Here is a 19905-nt window from a genome sequence, read left to right as displayed (position 1 = left end):
CAAATCATTTTTTTCCGTACTTAAAAAATGCATCCAAGTTCTATGATTAAACCCACTCCGAAACGTTTCTACTCCTTATAATTTCTCTAAAAGATTATTCATAAAGAAAGCTCGCCGAGTAGCAACTTAAAAACTGACCACATAGTCGTAATAACTCACTTCCAGGTGGTCAGTACATTTTTTTACCTTATTAGTTGATCTACCTGAAATACCGGTAATTGAATACAAAATATTGAACCTTCACCGTGTATACTTTCTGCCCATATTCGCCCCTTGTGCAAAAGAATAATTTCTCTACAAATTGCTAATCCGAGTCCATTACCTTTTCTTGATCTCGTAAAGTTCCGATCAAATATATAAGGAAGATCTTCCTCCAAAATACCTTCCCCGCTATCTTCTATTGTAATAAAGGCATCACCAAAATCTTTATCAAATCTTAAAGAAATTGAGATCCCACCTGATTTTGTATGATTCATAGCATTTATAAGTATATTTGAAAAAACTTGATAAAATCTTTTTACATCCACCGAAACCATTGGATATGCTTCTTCATTGATTTCTTCAATTATTACGTTAAAGAAAAAACCCTTACTTTTTATATCATATTCATATTGACTACATAAACGCTTTATCAATTGATCGATTGGGACAATGTCAAACGAAAAATTGATTTGTCCAGATTCTAATTGGGCAAGTTCAAATAAATCATTAATCATTACATTCAACCCATCTATTCTTTCAATACATCTTCTCAAATACGCATCCCTTTGTTCTTCTTTTTCTACTAATCCATCCAATATCGCCTCAACATACCCCCTTACTGTTGTAATAGGGGCTCTTAAATCATGTGATATATTCGATAACAAATGCCTACGTTCTTGTTCTGCTCTAGCAAGTTCGCTATTTGCCTGTTCAAGGTATTTATTGACTTTTTCAAACTCTTTTGTACGCTCTTTTACTTTTCCTTCAAGATTTCCGTAAAGTTCTGCATTTTCTATAGATATTGCCGCTTGTGTAGAAAGAAAAGTTAAAAACTTTATTCTTTCTTGAGTAAACGCGTATGTTGTTTGATTATTCTCTAGATATAAAACACTATTTACATTTCCTTTATAAATTGTTGGTAGACATAAAATAGACTTTGGCTTTTCGGCAATCACATATGGATCACCTGTAAACATACCTTCTACTGTTGCATCATTTAATACAACAGCCTCCCTGCTATTAACTACATATTGAATAATCATTTCAGGGAATACTTTGTTTTCTTCTACTATATGAAAGGATAACTCTTCATCTATTTCGCTATCAATATTTGCTGCAGCTGCTACAGTTAATTGTTTTTCCCTATTAAGCAGAAGAATTCCGCGCTCTGCACCAGCATTTCTCATTGTAATATCCATTAACTTTTTCACCAGATTTTCTTGGATAATCTCACTCGATATCGCTTGAGAGGCTTTTAATGAAGCATCAAAATCAAATTGAGAAATCTGAAAATCAGGACTGTTTTTTTCTACATTAATAATGAAGCTATCAAATTCCTTTTGTAATTTAAGAACTTTTGCATACGCACCCCATTTAATATACGTACGGTATGCTTCTGTCAAATAAGTTTCAGCTAAGCTTTCAAGACCTCTTGAAAAATAATAATAACCTGCAGCTTCATTACTAATGGCAACATCTTGAACAAAGTTGTTTTCCTTTGCCAACTGAATAGCTGCATCATATTCATCCCTTGCAATAGAATGATTATGATCTATTCTTGCTAATTCAGCTTTTAATAGTTTCCATTTATGCAGATAATTTTCCGGACAAAGCTTTGCCCATCTTCCAAGTTTCTTAATATTTTTTTTGAGTTTTTTATAAAGCAACTTTTTATTTGATGAGTTCGCCTTATCATATAATCGTGAAGCCCAAAGAGAATCATAAAAATAATACTCAGATATAATAACTAGAGTTAATCGATTACTTACTAATCTATCTAAATGATTAGTTAAAATACTCGCAAAATTCTCTTCATTAAACAAATAAGACAACTGTAGCCTTAATGTATAATGAATAATTTTGGCTGAATCATCATCTAAAACTTGTTCAAAATCCCAATTTGTTTTAGCTTTTTCGTTCATTAAGATGTCGACCCATTGAATCAGTTCATTTAAAAATCCCTTCGAAATGACATATCCGATTCGATCTATAAATATCCGTTGATTCTTAATACCAGCAAGTACATCCTTTAAGTGATCTCCCATCATAAACAGTGTAATCGCGATAAAAGAACTATTTGCTCCAGCAAGGTGAATATTTCCTGCCTCTATACAAAAGTGCTGCGACCATTTCAAGTATTGTAAATTGTCTTTAATGTGATGCTTCCAATGATTAATAAAGCTACCATAAACAAAATACACTCTTCCTTTTAATCCTGGATCACCAGAACCTTCAGCAAGTTCAATTGCAAGCTTACCAAACTCATAGCTATGATCAAAGTCACTAAAACCAGCACTTAAAATAAGTGCGTAATTATTAACTACTAAAGATGTGATATCAGTGATTCCGTTTTTTAGAGAAAAACGTAATGCTCTTAGCATTAAAATAGTTGCTAAATTTTGATCAACGTGAAAAGATGGTGCATTCATCGTTATCATCGTATTTAATAATAATCGTTTTTCTTGATCTATTAATTCAGGAAGCTTCATTAAATCTTCTGCACTTTTCCCCCACAGTGCTGCTTTGACGAAAAGAAACTCTTTTGCAACTAACCTCTTATTTGGATTGCGATTAATATTCCATCCAAATAGTCTTAAACCGGCAATCCCAGATTCTACAGCCTCTTGTACTCGATGAACATGTGTATAAAGGATAACTTTAAGGTTATAAATTTCTAACTTTTCATGTTTTGTCTTAACACGTTCTAACACTTGGTTAAATGTAGATTCAGATTCATCAAATTGACTGTTTAAATATTGACATTCACCAAGACCTGTCATTAACCGGGTTGTTAAATCATAATTATCTTCCCATGCTTCACCAAGTAATTCGTGTGCTATTTTATAATATTCAAGTGACTCTTTAAATGCCGCTGATGCTTTTGCTTGTTCACCGGCTTTTACATTCCTTTCAACTAAAGGTATCAATTCATTCTTATTTAGGTACTTTCTTCCGATATTTAAATGATTAACAATTTCAAATAAGGAATCATTACCTGCTCCAAACCTAATTAAGAGTCTTCCAATTTTAAGGTGTGTCTTTTCCCGCTCTTCTTTATCCATCATAGAATGAATAGCTTGCTGAACCCTATCATGTAAGAACCGATATGCAGGAGGTTGATTATCTATGAATTGTTTGAGGCCTTCCGGATATATCCATTTATAAGTTAAATCTTCTGGTAAAATTAAGCCTACTTCAAGAGCCGACCATAGTTGCTTTCCGATCGTATCATATTCTTCTTCACAAATAATTGATAATGTTTTTAAATCGAATTCATTACCTATGCACGAAGCTAGTTTTAGTAGAGCCTGAGTTTCCATTGGAAGTTGCTCTATCCTTTTAACCATTAAGTCAACTATCGTTTTTTTTTCTAAGACTTTCATCACCATATCAAACTGAATAGACCATTTGCCTGAATTTGCATTAAAGAAGATTGTTTCATCTTCATAAAAAGATTGAAATAGCTGTTTGATAAAAAACGGGTTTCCTTGAGTAATTCTGAACATTAGTTCGGCTAGTTTTCTAGCCTCTTTTTCATCATTCATAATTGTTTCTTCCACCCACTGACAAACAACACTTTCCTTTAGTGGAGTTAAAGAAATTGTTGAGATCGCAACTTTCTTCTTTTCAAGATTATGAATGGTTTCCGTGAATGGATGTTCAATTCCAACCTCATTATCGCGATAAGCTCCAATTAATAAAAAGTAACGACAATCTATATGTGTTAATAAATATTCAATTAATGCCAATGAGGCTTTATCTGCCCACTGAAGATCGTCAAGAAATAGAACTAACGGGTGGTCCTTTGTAGCAAACACATTCACAAATTTTTGGAAGATCAAATGAAATCGTAGATGCGCATCCTTAACTGAAAGCTCCTCTTCCTGCGAATTGCTCCCTACTATCCATTTTAATTCCGGGATCAATGATGTAATAATAGAAGCACTACCTAATAGTTCACGTTGAATGGCTGTTTTCCAATTCTGAATTCTTGCATCCCCTTCAGTCAATAATTTCCTTATTAATAGTTTAAATGCAGAAAGTATTGGCGAGTATGGCTTCTGTCTTTGGAGTAAATCAAACTTACCAGATATAAAGTAGCCTTTTTCTCTAACAAGCGGAATTTGGATTTCATTTACAAGCGCAGTTTTTCCTATACCAGAATGTCCTTGAATTAATACTAATTCAGAATGTCCTGTACTCACCTTATTAAATGCCGATTTTAATTTTTCAACTTCTACGTTTCTTCCATATAGCTTTCCATCTATCTCAAAGACATTAAGAGGATCATCCTGACCAAGCTGAAAAACATCTATCTCACCGAATAGCCGAAGATGATCCATACACTTCTTTAAGTCTTCCCGTAGCAAATGCACTCTTATATCTCTCTTCTGGAATTTTCGCTAAAAGCTTCATAATAATATTAGAAAGACTTTCTGGAATTCTATCGTTTAGTGAAATTGGATTCTGAGGAGTTTTTGCCAAGTGCGCGTGTACCAACTCAATTGATTCTTTACTAGTAAAAGGCTGAATACCTGTGAACATTTCATAAAATAAAACACCAAGAGAATATAAATCTGCTTTATAATCTACAGATCGATTCATTCTACCAGTTTGCTCAGGAGAGATATAAGCAAGATGACCCTCAAGTTCATATGGAGTTAAACTATTACTTTGTTTTTCCTTTTTTAGTTTTGTTGCATGATTAAATCCCGTAATCTTTATTTGACCGTTTGATGTATTAAAAATTATATTTTCAGGATTTATATTTTTGTGGATGATCTGATGTTGATGTACATTTATTAAAGCAGATGCTAGTTTAACTGCAATAGAAAGTAAATCCAAAATATCCTTCCTTTGAGTTTTAAGAAAGTCTCTCATGGTAACACCAGAGAAATATTCCAGCACTAAGATTGGTTCATTTAAATAACTTTCTATTTTGACTGGACGGATAATTTCATCCATATTCATTTCTTTTGTTATGTAAAATTCATGTATGCTGGATGCAGTTTCATGCGGGGTAGGAGTTGACTGTTTCATGGTCTTCAATAGAACAAGCTTTTTTTCTTGTAAAGAATATCCTTTATAGATAATTGATTTACTATTTTCAATTTCAATATTAATTATTTTATAGTTATTTAATATCGGCATTCTGTTCATTATTGTCATCCTTTAGGAATTTCCAATTCTTTAACAAAACTTTAAGTAATCTTAAACAGACCTTATAGTTTTAACATTATACTATTTATGTAGGAATGTTCATGGAGGTTTGGAGATGGAAAATACGAATCTATTGAATTGCAGTAATTCTGATCAAGAGATAGACCAGGAATGGGTACAACTCATTTTGGAAGCAAAAAACCTTGGCATGACTCCCGAAGAAATACACAACTTTTTTAAGAATAAAAAACCTCACTCCTGAGAAGCAATGAATTTATACCCCATCCCTCTAACTGTGACAATATACATGGGATCGGCTGGTATAGGTTCAATTTTTTTGCGTAAATTACTTATATGAACCATAACTGTACGGTGGTCACCTAGGCTTTCTTCTCCCCAAATTAATTCAAATAAATCTTCAACACTATAAACACGATTAGGATGTTCCGCTAATAAACATAGGAGTTGATATTCCTTTGTAGACAAGGGGACAGTTGCACCATTTACTTTTACAACACAGCTTACTTTATCTATAATTAATCCTGGATATTCTATTTTTTTCAAAAACCGCTCCTTCACAGGCCTTAATTGGTGATCAATATTCTGATGACGACGTAGATGGGCTTGAATTTTCACTGTTACAAGAGCTGGACTAAAGGGTTTAGTAATGTAATCATCCCCACCAATTTTGTGACCCAATATCTTATCAAATTCATCTTCCTTTGAGCTCAAAAACAAGATGGGGATATTTGTCTTTTGACGAAGTAAACGACATACCTCAAACCCATCCATTCGCGGAAGTACTACGTCCAAAATGATGATATCAGGCTTTTCCGTTTCTACTAATTGTAATGCCGTTAGGCCATCTTCAGCATGAATGACAGAATACCCTTCCTTTAGTAGGTATAATTGCAAAACTTCACGTATATCATGATCATCTTCTACCAGCATTACTTTTTCCTTGAGCATCTAACTCACCTACCATTATCTATCAAAATACGACTATACAACTATTTCATAATATACCATCAACTACCTATATTATCCAATCTTTTAGGCATGGAGGATCATACTGACGCATTTCTAAAATCCTACATTCGTTTTTAAATTACTTTATTAACGAATAAAAAACCAGGTAGGAACTCTTTGAGTTCTACCTGGTAAAATCGGAAAAAAATATTAGTTACCATTTGTTAATACAAGCTTTGAAACACATTCCACATTGTCATTTTTCTAGGACATTCAACAATCGTTCAAGCTGCAAGAAATGATGCCTGAAGTGCATCTCTACCAGTAAAAACCACTCCGTAGCATTTAATGCACCGAATTTTGGATGAATAATTTTATCGCCGTTTGGAGCCTGATTCAATGCTCTTTCTATTCGTTTCATCCTTTCCACTACGTCTCGAAGTCCTTCTATTAGATGCTCCTTGCCCTCCGGCTGCGGTGTTGTGTACGACGAAGCTGGGACCTTTATCCGAATCGGCGGAAAACTTCCTAGCTCAAATAAAGCCTTGCCATCTTCCGTTTTTCCCTTCGTTACCCCCGTTACATCATCGCCTCCAGCCAAACATTGCTCAATGTTATGCAGCATATAATGTGCCGACTGAATCAAATGCACAAACAGCTGCCCAATGGACCACTCCTCATCGTTTGGTGCTGCAAGTAATTGTTCCATTGTAATATCTTCCAATTCTAATAAATAGCGTTCAACACTCTTTTCAAAAACTTGCAACCCATCAGCAGTACTTCTCATAAAAACACACCTCTCATTCTCTTGTTCACTCCAAAATATAAATATGCTACCGACGACAGTGTCAGTAGCATATTTATTTATTTTTTTGCTTCTTCCCGAATCCGGAAGCGTAAAGACTACGGTTTTAAAACCTCAACCTCTCCTCTCCAGCTCAGGATATAATGCAAAATCACCTCCGGCGTTCTAACGCGAAAATGGATCAAGACATTCTTTCAGCTCCTCGACCTCTTCCATCTAAGAGCTAGTCAACTCAAGAAGTAGGATTCTAAAATTTGCCGAGCCTCCGCGCTTGGATAGGGGCGAACTTGTAAACACTGCTACATCTCACTCAAACAAAAAGGAGCAAGATGCTTCATGAGATGTGCAATTTATATTCGAGTATCAACAGACAAAGAGGAACAAAAAGCATCACTGAAATATCAGTAAGAATTGTTTTACAAATTTATCGAAGAAAAGGGATGGGACATCTACGAATTTCACTTAGATGTTCAATAAAAACACGTGAAAATCAATCGAATTGATGTAAAAGAAGACGGCACACCGGTAATGAATTACCGATTTGCCGCCCCAACATTTGAATAGAAGCAGGTTTGTCCCTTATCGGGAAACTGCTTCTTCTTTTAAAATCATCTGCGATACTACCTCAACATGCGCCGTATGCGGAAACATATCCACTGGCTGAATGTACTCGACTTTATAATCTTTACTTAAATAATCAATATCCTTCGCTAGTGTGGAAGGATTGCATGAAACATAAACAAATTTCTTCGGCTTCACTTTTTTAATTGCATCTAATAATTTACGATCACAGCCCGTACGTGGGGGATCCACCACAACAACGTCTGGTCGCCAGCCTTCCTCTACCCATTTTGGCAGCCAGTGCTCTGCAGTGCCTGTTACATAGGTTGCATTCTCTATACCGTGTCTACGAGCATTTTCTTGTGCATCAATAACAGCTGCTTCAATTGTATCCATTCCGCGCACTTCACTTGCACCCTTCGCTAACCATAAGCCAATTGTTCCTACTCCGCAATATGCATCAGCGATTTTTTCATTGCCGGTAAGATTTGCTGCATTCTTTACTTCATCATACAGCTTTACAGTTTGAACAGGATTCAGTTGGAAGAATGCTCTTGCTGAAAGTTCGAAGCTCAAGTCTCCTAACGTTTCCTGGATAACTTCTTCTCCACTTAGATGTAATGTTTTTTCACCAAAAATAAGCGATGTTTTGTTTCCATTTATATTCTGAACAAGAGATTTTACTTCAGGAAACCTTTTTTGTATTTCAGCCATGATTAACTTTTTACGAGGTACTTCTTTTTGAGTCGTAATTAAAACGACCTGTACTTCTCCTGTTTGAAAACCGGCACGTGTAACGATTGTTCTTACAATTCCTTTTCTTTTTCGTTCATCGTAAATCGGCACCTGGAAATCTTCGAGAATTTGCTTTACCCCTTCAGTTACCTTATTTGTTAGTGGATGCTGGACCATACAATTCTGAATAGGAATAAGGCGGTGTGAATCCAATCCATATAGGCCTGCAATTACTTTCCCCTTTTGCTGCCCAACTTGAAATTGACTTTTGTTTCGATAGTTCCACGGGTCTTCCATACCGATAGTCTGACGAATATCCAAGGAGGAGATTTTTAATTTTGTATGTCTTTCCATAGACTGAACAACAATATCACGCTTTTCCTTCAGTTGCTGATCATAGGCTAAATGTTGAAGCTGACAGCCACCACATTCCTCATAAATTGGACAAGGCGGCTTAACACGGAATGGGGATTTTTTTCGTATTGTTTTTACTTTTCCCTCCGCAAACTTTGGTTGAATGTTAGTTGCTTCTACTAATACTTCTTCACCAGGCAGTGCTCCAGGGACAAAGACAACTTGTCGTTTAAAATAACCTACACCTTCACCATTAATCCCTAAACGTTTAATTGTTAACGGGAAAGTTTGTCCCTTTGAAATTTTAATTTGGCTGGCTTGTGCCTGTTTCTTTTCTTTCATATTTAACGCTCCGTTTCTACTCAATGCTTCTCCATAAATATAATGTGGCATAACTTAAATAAGGAGACCACTCTTTGCTATATTCGTCCATTTCATCACTAGTTGGTTTTTTCTCAAGGTTAAAATGCTTTTGAATTGCTTTTTGTATACCAATATCAGCTTTGGGAAATAGATTTGGACGCCCAAGACCAGAAAGCATGAAGTTTTGCACCGTCCATGGACCAATACCACGTATTTTCACTAGATCCTTCATCAATTCTTCCTCAGGGAGCAAGTCCAACTCCATTAGATTGAGCCTTCCGTCTACAATAAGTCTTGAGGTATCAATTACATACTCTGCTTTTCTACCGCTAAATTGTAATGCCCTTAAGTCATCATACTCCAACCCGGCTACTGTCTCAGGTGTAGGATAAAACCAAACACCCTCTATTTGATATCCAAACTCTTTCACAAATCTAGATGTTAATGTATGAGCAAAAGCTAAATTTAACTGTTGATGGATAATACACTTCATTAAACAGCTATAAAAATCAAATTCTAACACAATTGGTGTTCCTTCATGTTGCTGAAAGATTCTAGAAAGATTTGTTTGATGAAAATGACTCATAACCTTATCTAAAGAAAAGTCAAACTGAAATATCCTTCTAATTCGCCTTATAGCCTCTTCCTTAATCGTTTTATCAGTACCACATAACTCAAAAGCAGGTTCTTTTACTGTTCCGATTGCTTTTACATTAAGTACATATGACTTTCCTTCTATAACAAAAGGGACTCTGACCAATTGTTCATCCTTATTAATATGTATGATAGGATCCAATGATAGACGATCTAGAACTGAATCAAAATGATATGGGCCTTTACATGTTATGATTTCCATCCACATGCTTTTTCTTCCTCTTCTTCTTTTATTTTTATTATATCATTTTAAAATAAGGAACCTACGGAAAAGGAAAAACCCTTTGATCGTATCAAAGGGAAAGTAAATATGGATGATCCATCATTTTATTTATCATCAAATCATCTAGGCTTTTGAAGGTATAGCCTTGTTTCCTTAATTCTTCAATCGCATGATCCAATGCCTCGGCATTATCTTTTGATACAGTATGAAGCAAAATAATAGAACCGGGATGAATTTGCTTCATAATGTTATCATATGAGTACTTCCAGCCTTTTTGAGAGTCTACTTTCCAGTCAACAAACGCAAGTGACCAAAAAACAGAAGTATATCCAAGCTCTTCAGCTTTGGCAAGCACCTTTTCACTAAAAATCCCTCTTGGAGGCCTAAGATAGCTCATGCCTTGTTGACTTGTCAGTTCTTCTACTTTGATACGAACAGATTCTAATTCTTTCTTAAATTCTTCATCACTTTGAGTTGTTAAGTCAGGATGATACCATGAGTGATTTCCGACAATATGACCTTCATTAACCATTCGCTTTACTAGTTCAGGCTCTGAATCAAGATAATGTCCGGTCACAAAAAATGTTGCAGGCACCTTTTGCTTTTTAAGAACATCAAGAACTTTAGGTGTATACCCATTTTCGTAACCATTGTCAAATGTAAGGTAAATATCTTTTTTCGTTGTATCACCAATATAAAAGCCGCCATATTTTGAAAGCAATGCATCTAATTCCTCACCAGCAGTTGCAGGTTCATGATTTCGACTCTTTTTAAATCCCCAATGAATAGGGTTATTCGAAACTGCTGAAACAGAATTCATTGAAATAAAACATAAGCAAAAAAACATTAAAACAACGGTCAATTTTTTCATAAACTCTCTCCTCATTCTTGTTATTATTTATAGTGTTGTTAAAGAGAGAATTTAAATACTGAAAAAAAATACCATAAAGAAACCCTTCAAATAAATGAAGGGTTTCAATCATCAGCTAGCGATTTCCTCAATAATCTTTTCTTTTTTATTCTTTTTCTTAGAAAAACGATTAAAACCATTGCCGATACTGTTAAAAATACGATAAACAGCTGGAATAAGTACTAATGTAATAAATGTTGCAAATAATAATCCAGAGATAATCGCTGTAGCCATTGGAGCCTGATAGTTTCCAGATGTACCTGATGCTAATGCAAGTGGAAGCATTCCTCCTGCTGTTGTTAAAGTTGTCATAAAAATCGGTCGGATCCGATCTTTTCCTGCTGCGACGATAGCTTCAGTCACATTATATCCTTCTTTGCGTAATTGATTTGTACGATCAATAAGCAGGATTGCATTGTTTAGAACGATTCCTATTAACATGACAATCCCCATTCCTGACATAATACTTAACTCACGTTGTGTAATGAATAGTCCTGCTATAACGCCCACAATAGTCATAGGTATAATAGACATCACAACTAGAGGATGAGCCAAATTATTAAACTGAACAGCCATAACAAGGTAAACTAAGAATATTGAAATAGCTAGGATTAGAATCATATCTTGGATCAGTTCTTGTTGCTGCTCCAAATCACCCGCAACCGATACATTGTAACCAGTCGGTGTTTCAAAATCTTCTATTAAAGATTGAACTTCTCGATTGATTGTTCCTAGATCGGTATCCTTAATATCTGCTGAAACCGTAATGAAACGATCTCCTTCATCATGAGAAATTTCATTTGGAGTATCAACACTTACTAGTTCAATAAAGCTTGAAAGACTCTTTTCTCCATCATTTGTAGGAATTTTTAATTTTAACAGCGCATCCTTATTATTTGTACTTTCATTCCACTTCATTATAAGAGGAATATTTTCTTCCTCGACCGTAACCTCACCCAGTGGCATATTTAAAAAGGCCTGCTCAATAAATTGTCTAACCTGTGATGAAGATAATCCCGCATCTTCAATTGCATCCTCTTTTAACTGCACAACTTCTTCAACAGAAGTACGCTCAATAGAATTTTTCACAGCCACAATACCTTCGATTTTTTCTAATTCACTAGAGAAATTATCTGCAATTGTTTTTAGCTCATCAAAGCTTTCACCTTTAATTAACACTTGAACAGGGTAACCTCCACCTGTTGAAGCAGCTGTTTGAATGCCTTCAATAGGGTAATCCTCTTGGATCTTTCGTAAGGAGCTCAATATTTCCTCATTGACTTCTTTTTGTCCTTTTACGATGTCATTACCTTTGGTCATATTAATAATAGTGTAAAGCATAGAGCCATTATCCATTACATAATTTTGTTCAACATCCTCAATCTTAGAGAGACTTTCGTTAATTTGTTCAACAATTTTTTCTTTGTCCTCGACAGACACACCTGTTTCCAGATCAACCATCAACTCTGAATAACGGTTATAAACATCAGGCATAATGGTCATCGGAATTTTAGACACTAAGAAAAACGAACCAACAAACATCATAAAGAAAATTCCGACCATGATAAAGCTGTTTCGTTTTTTCGTAACAACCCATGATACAAAATGGCTATAACCTTTTAACAATCGTCCTTCCTTTTTCACCTGTTTCTTCCCTAGCTTTAAAAAGTTCTCAGATAAGCTCGGGATAAGGGTAAAAGAGACAATAACAGAACTAATTAATGTAGCAGAGACAACCACGGATAGAAGGATCATAAATTGCCCCATTTCTCCGCCTAACAAACCAATTGGTAGGAAAACAACAATTGTTGTTAGCATCGACGCAAATACAGCTGAGGCAACTTCTTTTGTCCCCTCCACAACAGACTCTAATGGTTTCAGGCCTTGTTCCTTCTTTCTATAAATAGATTCAAGGATAACAATAGACGAGTCAACCATCATTCCAATTCCTAATCCTAACCCAATTAGCGTTAACATATTTAAACTATAATCTAATGCCCACATTGCTAAAAACGTAAGTAAGATCGATGTTGGAATAGAGAGTCCGACAATGATCGTGGCTCTCACGTTGCGTAAAAATAGTAATAGAATAATAACTGCTATAACACCGCCGATAACGATATTACTTGAAACTCCATCAATCGATTCCTTAACATAGTCAGCTTGTGCAACCATTTCATTTAGTTCAAAATCTTTTACTAAACCTTCGTCTTTGATTTCTTTGATTTCTGCCCTTATTGCTTCAGCCATTTCAATTTGAGTTACATCTGCCACTCGTCCGATTTGCACAAAGACAAAATCTTTTGTACCGTTTTTCCAAACAAATGATGAGTTTTCTTTAGGATCTATTGCTACATCAGCAACCTCTTTCAATTCAACAGCACCTGTTTGAGTCATTATTTGAATGTTTTCTACATCCTCAACAGATTCTAACTTTGTATTCCAACGTAAAGAAGGCGCATTTTGATCTTCACTTAATTCTCCTAATGTTGCCTCACTATTAGCCTGCCCTATAATAGTACTAATTTGTGAGATATCCAAACCTTTTTCCTGAACTTTTTCGCGGTCAAACTCAATAACCATTTCATGTTCTTGGATTCCAGCTAAAGAAACATCTCTTACTTCCGGAAGTTCTTCAAGTCGTGGCTCTAGAACTTCTTCAGCAAAAGCAGTCATCTCTTCCATTTCTCCATTAGAAACATCCATATAGAACTCATAAGGAGAACTTGTTCCTATTTGATCTGTAACAACTTCATTAATACCGCTAATATTTGCAGTTGTTGATTGGACGACAGATTCAATTTCTTTTGAAACTTCATCACCACGACCTGTTTCAATTGTAATATTTAGAGCACTTCTTCCAATTGAAGTAGTAGAGGTAACCTCTTCCACTCCATCAATACCTTGAATGCTTTGTTCCAGTGGGTTCGTGATAGTCCTCTCCACCTCAATTGCAGACATTTCACCAGCACTCACATCCACATACGCACCATCAAAATTAATGGATGGCATTAATTCTTTGTCCAGCTTCAGTAATGAATAGCTTCCTACGATTAACACTAAAACCGTAACTAAACTTACTAAAATCTTTCGCTTTACAATAAACTTAAGCAAAGCTTTCCCCCGTTCACTAAACCTATTGCCCTGTATAATAGTGTGCCTATAGTAACGTAAGCACCCAAGGATTGATTATAAACGAATGCTAGGGAAAAATCTTCCTATTTTACAGATATTTTACAATGAAACACTTCTTTAAATGTTCATAATATTCCTTCTATTAACCTCATAATAACCACTAATAAAAAGAAGACCCTGGCTACATACCAAGGTCTCCTCTAATTAAACGTTTATTTAAATACAGGCTCTTTAAATTGAGCTAGTTTTTCAAGTGAGCTTTTATCTACATCTGCATGTAGGCTATTACCATGAGAATCCATTGTAACAACAGCAGTAAAGCCTTCTACTTTTAAATGCCACATAGCTTCAGGTATTCCAAATTGCATAAGATCAACACCTTCAACTGATTTGATACAATCGGCATAGTATTGTGCTGCTCCACCAATTGCGTTTAAGTAAACACCGCCATGCTCTCCTAGAGCTTTTAAGGTTTTCGGCCCCATTCCGCCTTTTCCAATAACAGCACGAATACCGAAGCGCTTCATAATATCACCTTGATAAGGCTCTTCACGAATACTCGTTGTAGGACCAGCGGCTTTCACATGATAGTTTCCATCTTCATCTTTTAACATAACAGGGCCACAATGATAAATAACTTGACCATTCAAATCAACAGGCGAATCATTTTCGGATAGGTATTTATGAATTGCATCCCGACCTGTATACATCATTCCGTTAATACGAACAACATCTCCAACCTTTAGCTCTCTTATTTTTTCTTCTGTAATAGGAGCTTCAAGGATTACTTCTCTTGTTTGTTCGCTTTGCTCATGAGTTGCCGCTACCTCATCTTGTGAAAAATCTACTTCTTCTCCGTCTTGATATAACCACTCATTAATTGCACCTGTTTCTGGATCAATGTATACACCTAAACGGCGATACGCCCAACAATTATAGGCAACCGAAACAAAGAAACTAGCTGGAATACGGTTAATAACCCCAACCTTACAACCTAGTAATGTTGTTTCACCACCAAAGCCCATTGTTCCAATTCCTAACTCATTGGCATTTTCCATAACATATTCTTCAAGTTGACGTAACTCCTCACGTTCATTCACATCATCAACTCTTCTAAACAGCTGTTCCTTCGCCAACTCATAACCACTTGTACGATCTCCACCAATTCCAACACCGATGAAGCCGGCACTACAACCCTGTCCTTGTGCTTGATATACAGAATGCATAATACACTTGCGAATTCCGTCTAAGTCACGGCCTGCTTTTCCTAATCCTTCAAGCTCACAAGGAAGACTGTACTGGATATTTTTATTTTCACAACCTCCTCCTTTTAGGATAAGGCGGGCATCAATATAATCGTTTTCCCATTGTTCAAATTTAATAACAGGGGTTCCATCTCCAAGGTTGTCCCCACTATTATCACCAGAAATAGAGTCAACAGAATTCGGTCTTAACTTTCCATCTTTTGTAGCTTGTTCGATTGCGCGTTTAATTTGTTTTTTCATTTCAATCTGATTAGCAGATACCGGCACTTTTATTTTAAAGGTAGGTAAGCCTGTATCCTGGCAAATTGGAGAAACATTATCATCAGCCATTTTAATATTATTTGTAATCGTTGCAAGAGACATCGCAGAGCGTGTTCCAGCATTTTCTTTTAATTTTGCTGCTGCAATTGCTCTTCTTACGTCTTTTGGTAAGTTAGTCGAAGTTTCTACTATTAATTGATACATGCTTTCATAAAAGTTCTCCATCTCGATTCTCCCCCTCGTGTGAAAGCTCAGCAACCAAGGATGTGCCTACACTAATCACTACTAATTTAGTAAACTTTCGGTCTTTTCCCACAATTTTTATTATACTCCTCAAGCGATTTATTGAAAAGAAGCGTTTTCAGGATTCTTTTGGTATGCAATGCCACAAAAAAAGCCGACACAATTAGTGCCAGCTCATTCTTTCCAATCTTTTTTAAACTGATTATGCTTTAATTCAAGATCATCAAGCATTTGAATTAAACGATCAACATCGTCTACATCTGTAGATTCAGGATCCATCGAGTCAATGACTTCTAAAAACATATTTAGGCGATTTTTCAAATAGGATAGTTGAGAATCCTTATCGTGTACTGCGTTACCCATTGTTTCTCTCCTTTCAGATACATGTATCGTAGATGATTTACAATTCTTTGACAAGTATAACCTATCATAATTAATGGATGTTCTCCCTTAAGGTTTCTGTTAAAATAAGCGAATGTATAGATCATTTTTACCCTTTTAAAAAGGAGCAAACAATATGAATGCACTAAAACCATTAAAACCAATAACAACCTCATATGATCCATGGGAAGCTTATTTAGATATAGAGCAGTATGGCGAAATGACGTTAACGAATATTGAATTTACCACAACAACTCTTTGTAATATGAGATGCGAGCATTGTGCAGTTGGTTATACCTTACAACCTAAAGATCCAAAGGCACTTCCTATTGATCTGCTGCTAAAAAGATTGGATGAAGTACCTACACTACGTTCTCTAAGTATTACAGGTGGAGAGCCGATGCTTTCATTAAAATCTGTTGAACAGTATGTGGTGCCTCTTCTTAAGTATGCCCATGAACGCGGTGTACGTACACAAATTAATTCAAATTTAACCTTGGATTTAAAGCGTTACGAAAAAATTATTCCTTACCTTGACGTTTTACATATATCTCATAACTGGGGAACAATTGATGAATTCGTCGAGGTCGGGTTTGCTGTTATGGATCGAAAGCACTTACCAACAAAGAGCTGCTTTGTTTGATCGAATGATTGAGAATAGCCGAGCTTTAGTAAGGGAGGGTGTGATTGTATCTGCTGAAACGATGCTTAATAAACGAACACTTCCTTATATGGAGAAAATACATAAACAAATTGTTGAAGAAATGCTTTGTCAACGTCATGAAATTCACCCAATGTATCCAAGTGATTTTGCAAGTGCCTTAGAAACTCTTTCTCTTCCAGAAATGCGAAAAGCAATTCATCAGTTATTAAATTTTCGGGATGAAAGTGTATGGATGTTGTTTGGAACTTTACCATTTTATGCTTGCAGTCAAAATGAAGAGGACTTAGAACTCATCCAACGTTTACGCGAGTGCAAAAATGTCACGGTACGAAATGATCCTGATGGCCGTTCAAGACTTAATGTAAATATCTTTGATGGAGATATTATCGTGACTGACTTTGGTGATACTCCGTCACTCGGGAATATTCAGCATAACACTCTACAATCAGCCTACTCAAACTGGATGAATACAAACCTTGCTAAATCATTAAATTGCCACTGTCCAGCAGTTCAATGTCTAGGACCTAATGTACTTGTTAAAAATAGTTATTACCAAGATATAGATTTCACAAAAAGAAAATCGAATATATAGGGTGAGACGATGGAACAGACAGTAGCATTTTTAAAAGAATATGAGTTACTAAAAGTGATTATTGTTGCTATTCTCTTAGCAGTGAGTGTTTTTATCATCAATTTCTTTATAAGAAAGTTCTTCCAGCGAACAGATTTTATCGAAGAGCGAAAAGAAAAAACAATTGAAAGTATGATTCGATCCGTCACAAGATATGCCGCTACTATAGGTTTCATCTTATACATTATCTCTTTATTTGTTGAAAATTTTGGATCCATCCTAGCAGGTGCCGGTGTGGCAGGTATTGTCATCGGATTTGGAGCACAAAGCTTAATAAAGGATATTTTAGCAGGAATGTTCTTAATTTATGAAAAACAGCTTCATCAAGGTGATTTCATTACAATCAATAACACATTTAATGGCACTGTTGAAGAAATCGGACTCCGCTCTTTAAAGGTACGAGAATGGAGCGGAAAATTATTAACAATTAGTAACGGTGAAATAAAACAAATTCATAACTATAACATAGACCGGATGAGAGTTATTGAGCGTGTTGTGACAAGCTTTAGAGAAGATCCAGATAAAGTGTGGACAGTACTAGAACACACTTGTGAAAAAATAAACCAGGAATTAGAAGACTACTTAAAAAGAGATTCATCTGACACAATTATTGAGCCCTTTCACTTATTCGGGATTACCTCTTTAAATGCTAATTATCGGGGATACGAATATGCAATCATCGGTTTAGTTGATGACCAACACTATTGGAATGCGGCGAAGGAAGCAAGGAAAATCATTGCTAAAGCTCTTTTCGATGAAAATATTCTGTTGGCAGAAGAAAGAGTTTCATTAAGCCAAAGTAAAAAAATCAGTACCTAACACAAGGTACTGATTTTTTATGGTTATCTAGGTTGATCGGATGTAACAAATCCAAATGATGCATGATCTTGTAATGGAATCCATGCGCCAATTCCTTGTGATGTTATATTCTTTACAACAATGCTTTTCTTATTACCTTTTAATACCAAATAAACTTCACCATACGTTACTTTTCCTTTTTCACTCACTGCGGGAGCATAGGCATATAAATAGCCTAATTTTTTAGGAGGTACATTATACACCTGATCTTTCTTTGTTCCTGCCCCAATGATCGTTTCAAACGCTAATGGTAAATTTGTTTTCTTCATTGCCTCTAACAACATCATTTTTTTAACATGCTCTGCTTCAGGGACTTTTGCTGTTAAGCCACCTTTTACAGATTTTTGCGCCTCCTGGCGATAATGCATTTGGATTTGTGATTTTCCACCACGATTATCTTGATAATTTGTGTTTATTTTTTGATACTCCCAATTTGTTGCTGTTTCAGTTGATTCATAATTAAGTGCCCACTGACCTAAATAAATAGTGGCACGATATCCGAAGGCAAGTGGTGCATCAGAAATAGTGGATTCATTTAAAATACGAATCAAATCAGGATTCTCAATTGGAACTTCTGCTGTATCAATCAGTTGCTGAGTTAGCTCACTTGGCTGTAAATAAGGTAAATCCTGAGTTGGATTTGGATATGTGTTTTCCTTTGAAATATCCATTACCGAACCCGGCATCTTCGGCTTTTGTGTTTTCCCTTCTGCTAATACAGCACTTGAAAAACTAAATGATAAAAGCAAAACTAAAGAAATGAGCAATCTTCTTTTCATGGTTTTTACTCCTTTCAACATGCTTGTCATTATTGTTTTCAATTGGGAAATGGTTTATCCAAAATTTTTAATCAGTACTTCTATAAAGTTCTTAAGCATGACGATTTCTCTACTATCTCTTTAGCAATAACTCATACCTCTTCGTCATAGGCTTATTTATCCATTGAATCATTGGTCCAATTAAAAAGGTAATGATGATTGTCCCTACACCAATAGGTCCTTGCAAAATAAACGCTAAGATTAATGCGGTAACCTCTCCAATTGTTTTAGCGATCATAAAGTTCAATTGAAACCTTTCATGCAATGAGATCATCAGTTGATCAATTGGATTAGCAGGAAACTTTGTTTGCAAATACATGGCTACGCCAATGGCAATAAGTATTATCCCGGCGATAAGAGATATTACCTGTAATAATAATGTACTTAAATGAACGTTGTTCATAACTACTATTAGCCAAAAATCAACTGAAAAACCTATTAATAAAATTGTAACCACAGCTAGTAATTTAGGTTTACCTCTAACGATTAAGGCGTTAATAAATATTAAGATTACCCCAATGATAATAACCCAACTTCCTACTGTTAACCCAACAACATTTGACAGACCAACGTTTAAGGCATCCCATGCTCCAGCTCCTAAGTCAGCTTTTATTGTCAGTGTGACACCAAAACCCATTAAGAAGAGGCCAATTAAATAAAATAAAATTCTAATCTTCATCCTTTTAGTTCCTTTCTAAGTAGATGCTAATAAAT

General features: G+C 35.5%; 15 protein-coding genes and 1 pseudogene. 3 read left to right on the top strand and 13 right to left on the bottom strand.

The window, feature by feature from the left end:
* Positions 1–182: 182 nt before the first annotated feature.
* The gene (locus tag MVE64_RS16140) at positions 183–4577 is read right to left on the bottom strand and encodes an AAA family ATPase (RefSeq protein ID WP_247339545.1); all 4395 of its coding nucleotides are present in this window, start codon (positions 4575–4577) and stop codon (positions 183–185) included.
* The gene (locus MVE64_RS16135) at positions 4519–5361 is read right to left on the bottom strand and encodes a serine/threonine protein kinase (protein ID WP_247339543.1); all 843 of its coding nucleotides are present in this window, start codon (positions 5359–5361) and stop codon (positions 4519–4521) included. The genes MVE64_RS16140 and MVE64_RS16135 overlap by 59 nt, the downstream gene beginning before the upstream one ends.
* 115 nt (positions 5362–5476) lie before the next feature.
* Between MVE64_RS16135 and MVE64_RS16130 the strand changes: the two genes are divergently transcribed.
* Entirely contained in the window at positions 5477–5623 is a 147-nt protein-coding gene (locus tag MVE64_RS16130) for an anti-repressor SinI family protein (RefSeq protein WP_247339540.1), read from the top strand.
* Here the strand turns inward: MVE64_RS16130 and MVE64_RS16125 are convergent.
* From MVE64_RS16125 to MVE64_RS16090, 9 genes are all read right to left on the bottom strand, one after another.
* Positions 5614–6330: a response regulator transcription factor gene (locus MVE64_RS16125; RefSeq protein WP_247339538.1), complete on the bottom strand. Its 717-nt coding sequence runs from the start codon at positions 6328–6330 to the stop codon at positions 5614–5616. The two genes, MVE64_RS16130 and MVE64_RS16125, sit on opposite strands and share 10 nt — an antisense overlap.
* Positions 6331–6586: 256 nt before the next feature.
* Positions 6587–7117, bottom strand: a complete 531-nt coding sequence (locus MVE64_RS16120; protein WP_247339536.1) for a DinB family protein — start codon at positions 7115–7117, stop codon at positions 6587–6589.
* A gap of 116 nt (positions 7118–7233) precedes the next feature.
* On the bottom strand, positions 7234–7320 hold the full coding sequence (locus MVE64_RS28295) for a hypothetical protein (RefSeq protein ID WP_465264313.1): 87 nt from the start codon (positions 7318–7320) through the stop codon (positions 7234–7236).
* 394 nt (positions 7321–7714) lie between these two features.
* Entirely contained in the window at positions 7715–9127 is a 1413-nt protein-coding gene (gene rlmD / locus MVE64_RS16115) for a 23S rRNA (uracil(1939)-C(5))-methyltransferase RlmD (RefSeq protein ID WP_247347098.1), read from the bottom strand.
* Positions 9128–9143: 16 nt separating this feature from the next.
* Positions 9144–10010 carry a DNA-3-methyladenine glycosylase family protein gene (locus MVE64_RS16110; protein ID WP_247339533.1) on the bottom strand — a complete coding sequence of 289 codons (867 nt, stop codon included), beginning with the start codon at positions 10008–10010 and terminating at the stop codon, positions 9144–9146.
* Between the two features lie 85 nt (positions 10011–10095).
* Positions 10096–10896: a delta-lactam-biosynthetic de-N-acetylase gene (gene pdaA, locus MVE64_RS16105; protein ID WP_247339529.1), complete on the bottom strand. Its 801-nt coding sequence runs from the start codon at positions 10894–10896 to the stop codon at positions 10096–10098.
* 111 nt (positions 10897–11007) lie between these two features.
* Positions 11008–14049, bottom strand: a complete 3042-nt coding sequence (locus MVE64_RS16100) for an efflux RND transporter permease subunit (RefSeq protein WP_247339527.1) — start codon at positions 14047–14049, stop codon at positions 11008–11010.
* A 233-nt stretch (positions 14050–14282) separates the two neighbouring features.
* Positions 14283–15821, bottom strand: coding sequence for a fumarate hydratase (locus tag MVE64_RS16095; RefSeq protein ID WP_247339525.1), 1539 nt, complete (start codon positions 15819–15821; stop codon positions 14283–14285).
* Positions 15822–16013: 192 nt separating this feature from the next.
* The gene (locus tag MVE64_RS16090; protein WP_098799272.1) at positions 16014–16202 is read right to left on the bottom strand and encodes an SE1561 family protein; all 189 of its coding nucleotides are present in this window, start codon (positions 16200–16202) and stop codon (positions 16014–16016) included.
* Between the two features lie 154 nt (positions 16203–16356).
* On the opposite strand from MVE64_RS16090, the pseudogene yfkAB reads away from it, so the two are divergent.
* Both yfkAB and MVE64_RS16080 read left to right on the top strand, forming a co-directional pair.
* Positions 16357–17476 (top strand): annotated as a pseudogene (yfkAB, locus tag MVE64_RS16085) (radical SAM/CxCxxxxC motif protein YfkAB).
* Between the two features lie 9 nt (positions 17477–17485).
* Positions 17486–18334: a mechanosensitive ion channel family protein gene (locus MVE64_RS16080; protein ID WP_247339524.1), complete on the top strand. Its 849-nt coding sequence runs from the start codon at positions 17486–17488 to the stop codon at positions 18332–18334.
* A 23-nt stretch (positions 18335–18357) separates the two neighbouring features.
* On the opposite strand, the gene MVE64_RS16075 is transcribed toward MVE64_RS16080, so the two are convergent.
* Entirely contained in the window at positions 18358–19152 is a 795-nt protein-coding gene (locus tag MVE64_RS16075) for a YfkD famly protein (protein ID WP_212138033.1), read from the bottom strand.
* Positions 19153–19264: 112 nt separating this feature from the next.
* The gene (locus MVE64_RS16070) at positions 19265–19870 is read right to left on the bottom strand and encodes a YczE/YyaS/YitT family protein (protein WP_231308923.1); all 606 of its coding nucleotides are present in this window, start codon (positions 19868–19870) and stop codon (positions 19265–19267) included.
* Positions 19871–19905: the final 35 nt, after the last annotated feature.

Source organism: Metabacillus endolithicus, from assembly GCF_023078335.1.
Classification (GTDB): domain Bacteria; phylum Bacillota; class Bacilli; order Bacillales; family Bacillaceae; genus Metabacillus; species Metabacillus endolithicus.
This window is presented reverse-complemented; position numbering and strand designations above follow the sequence as displayed.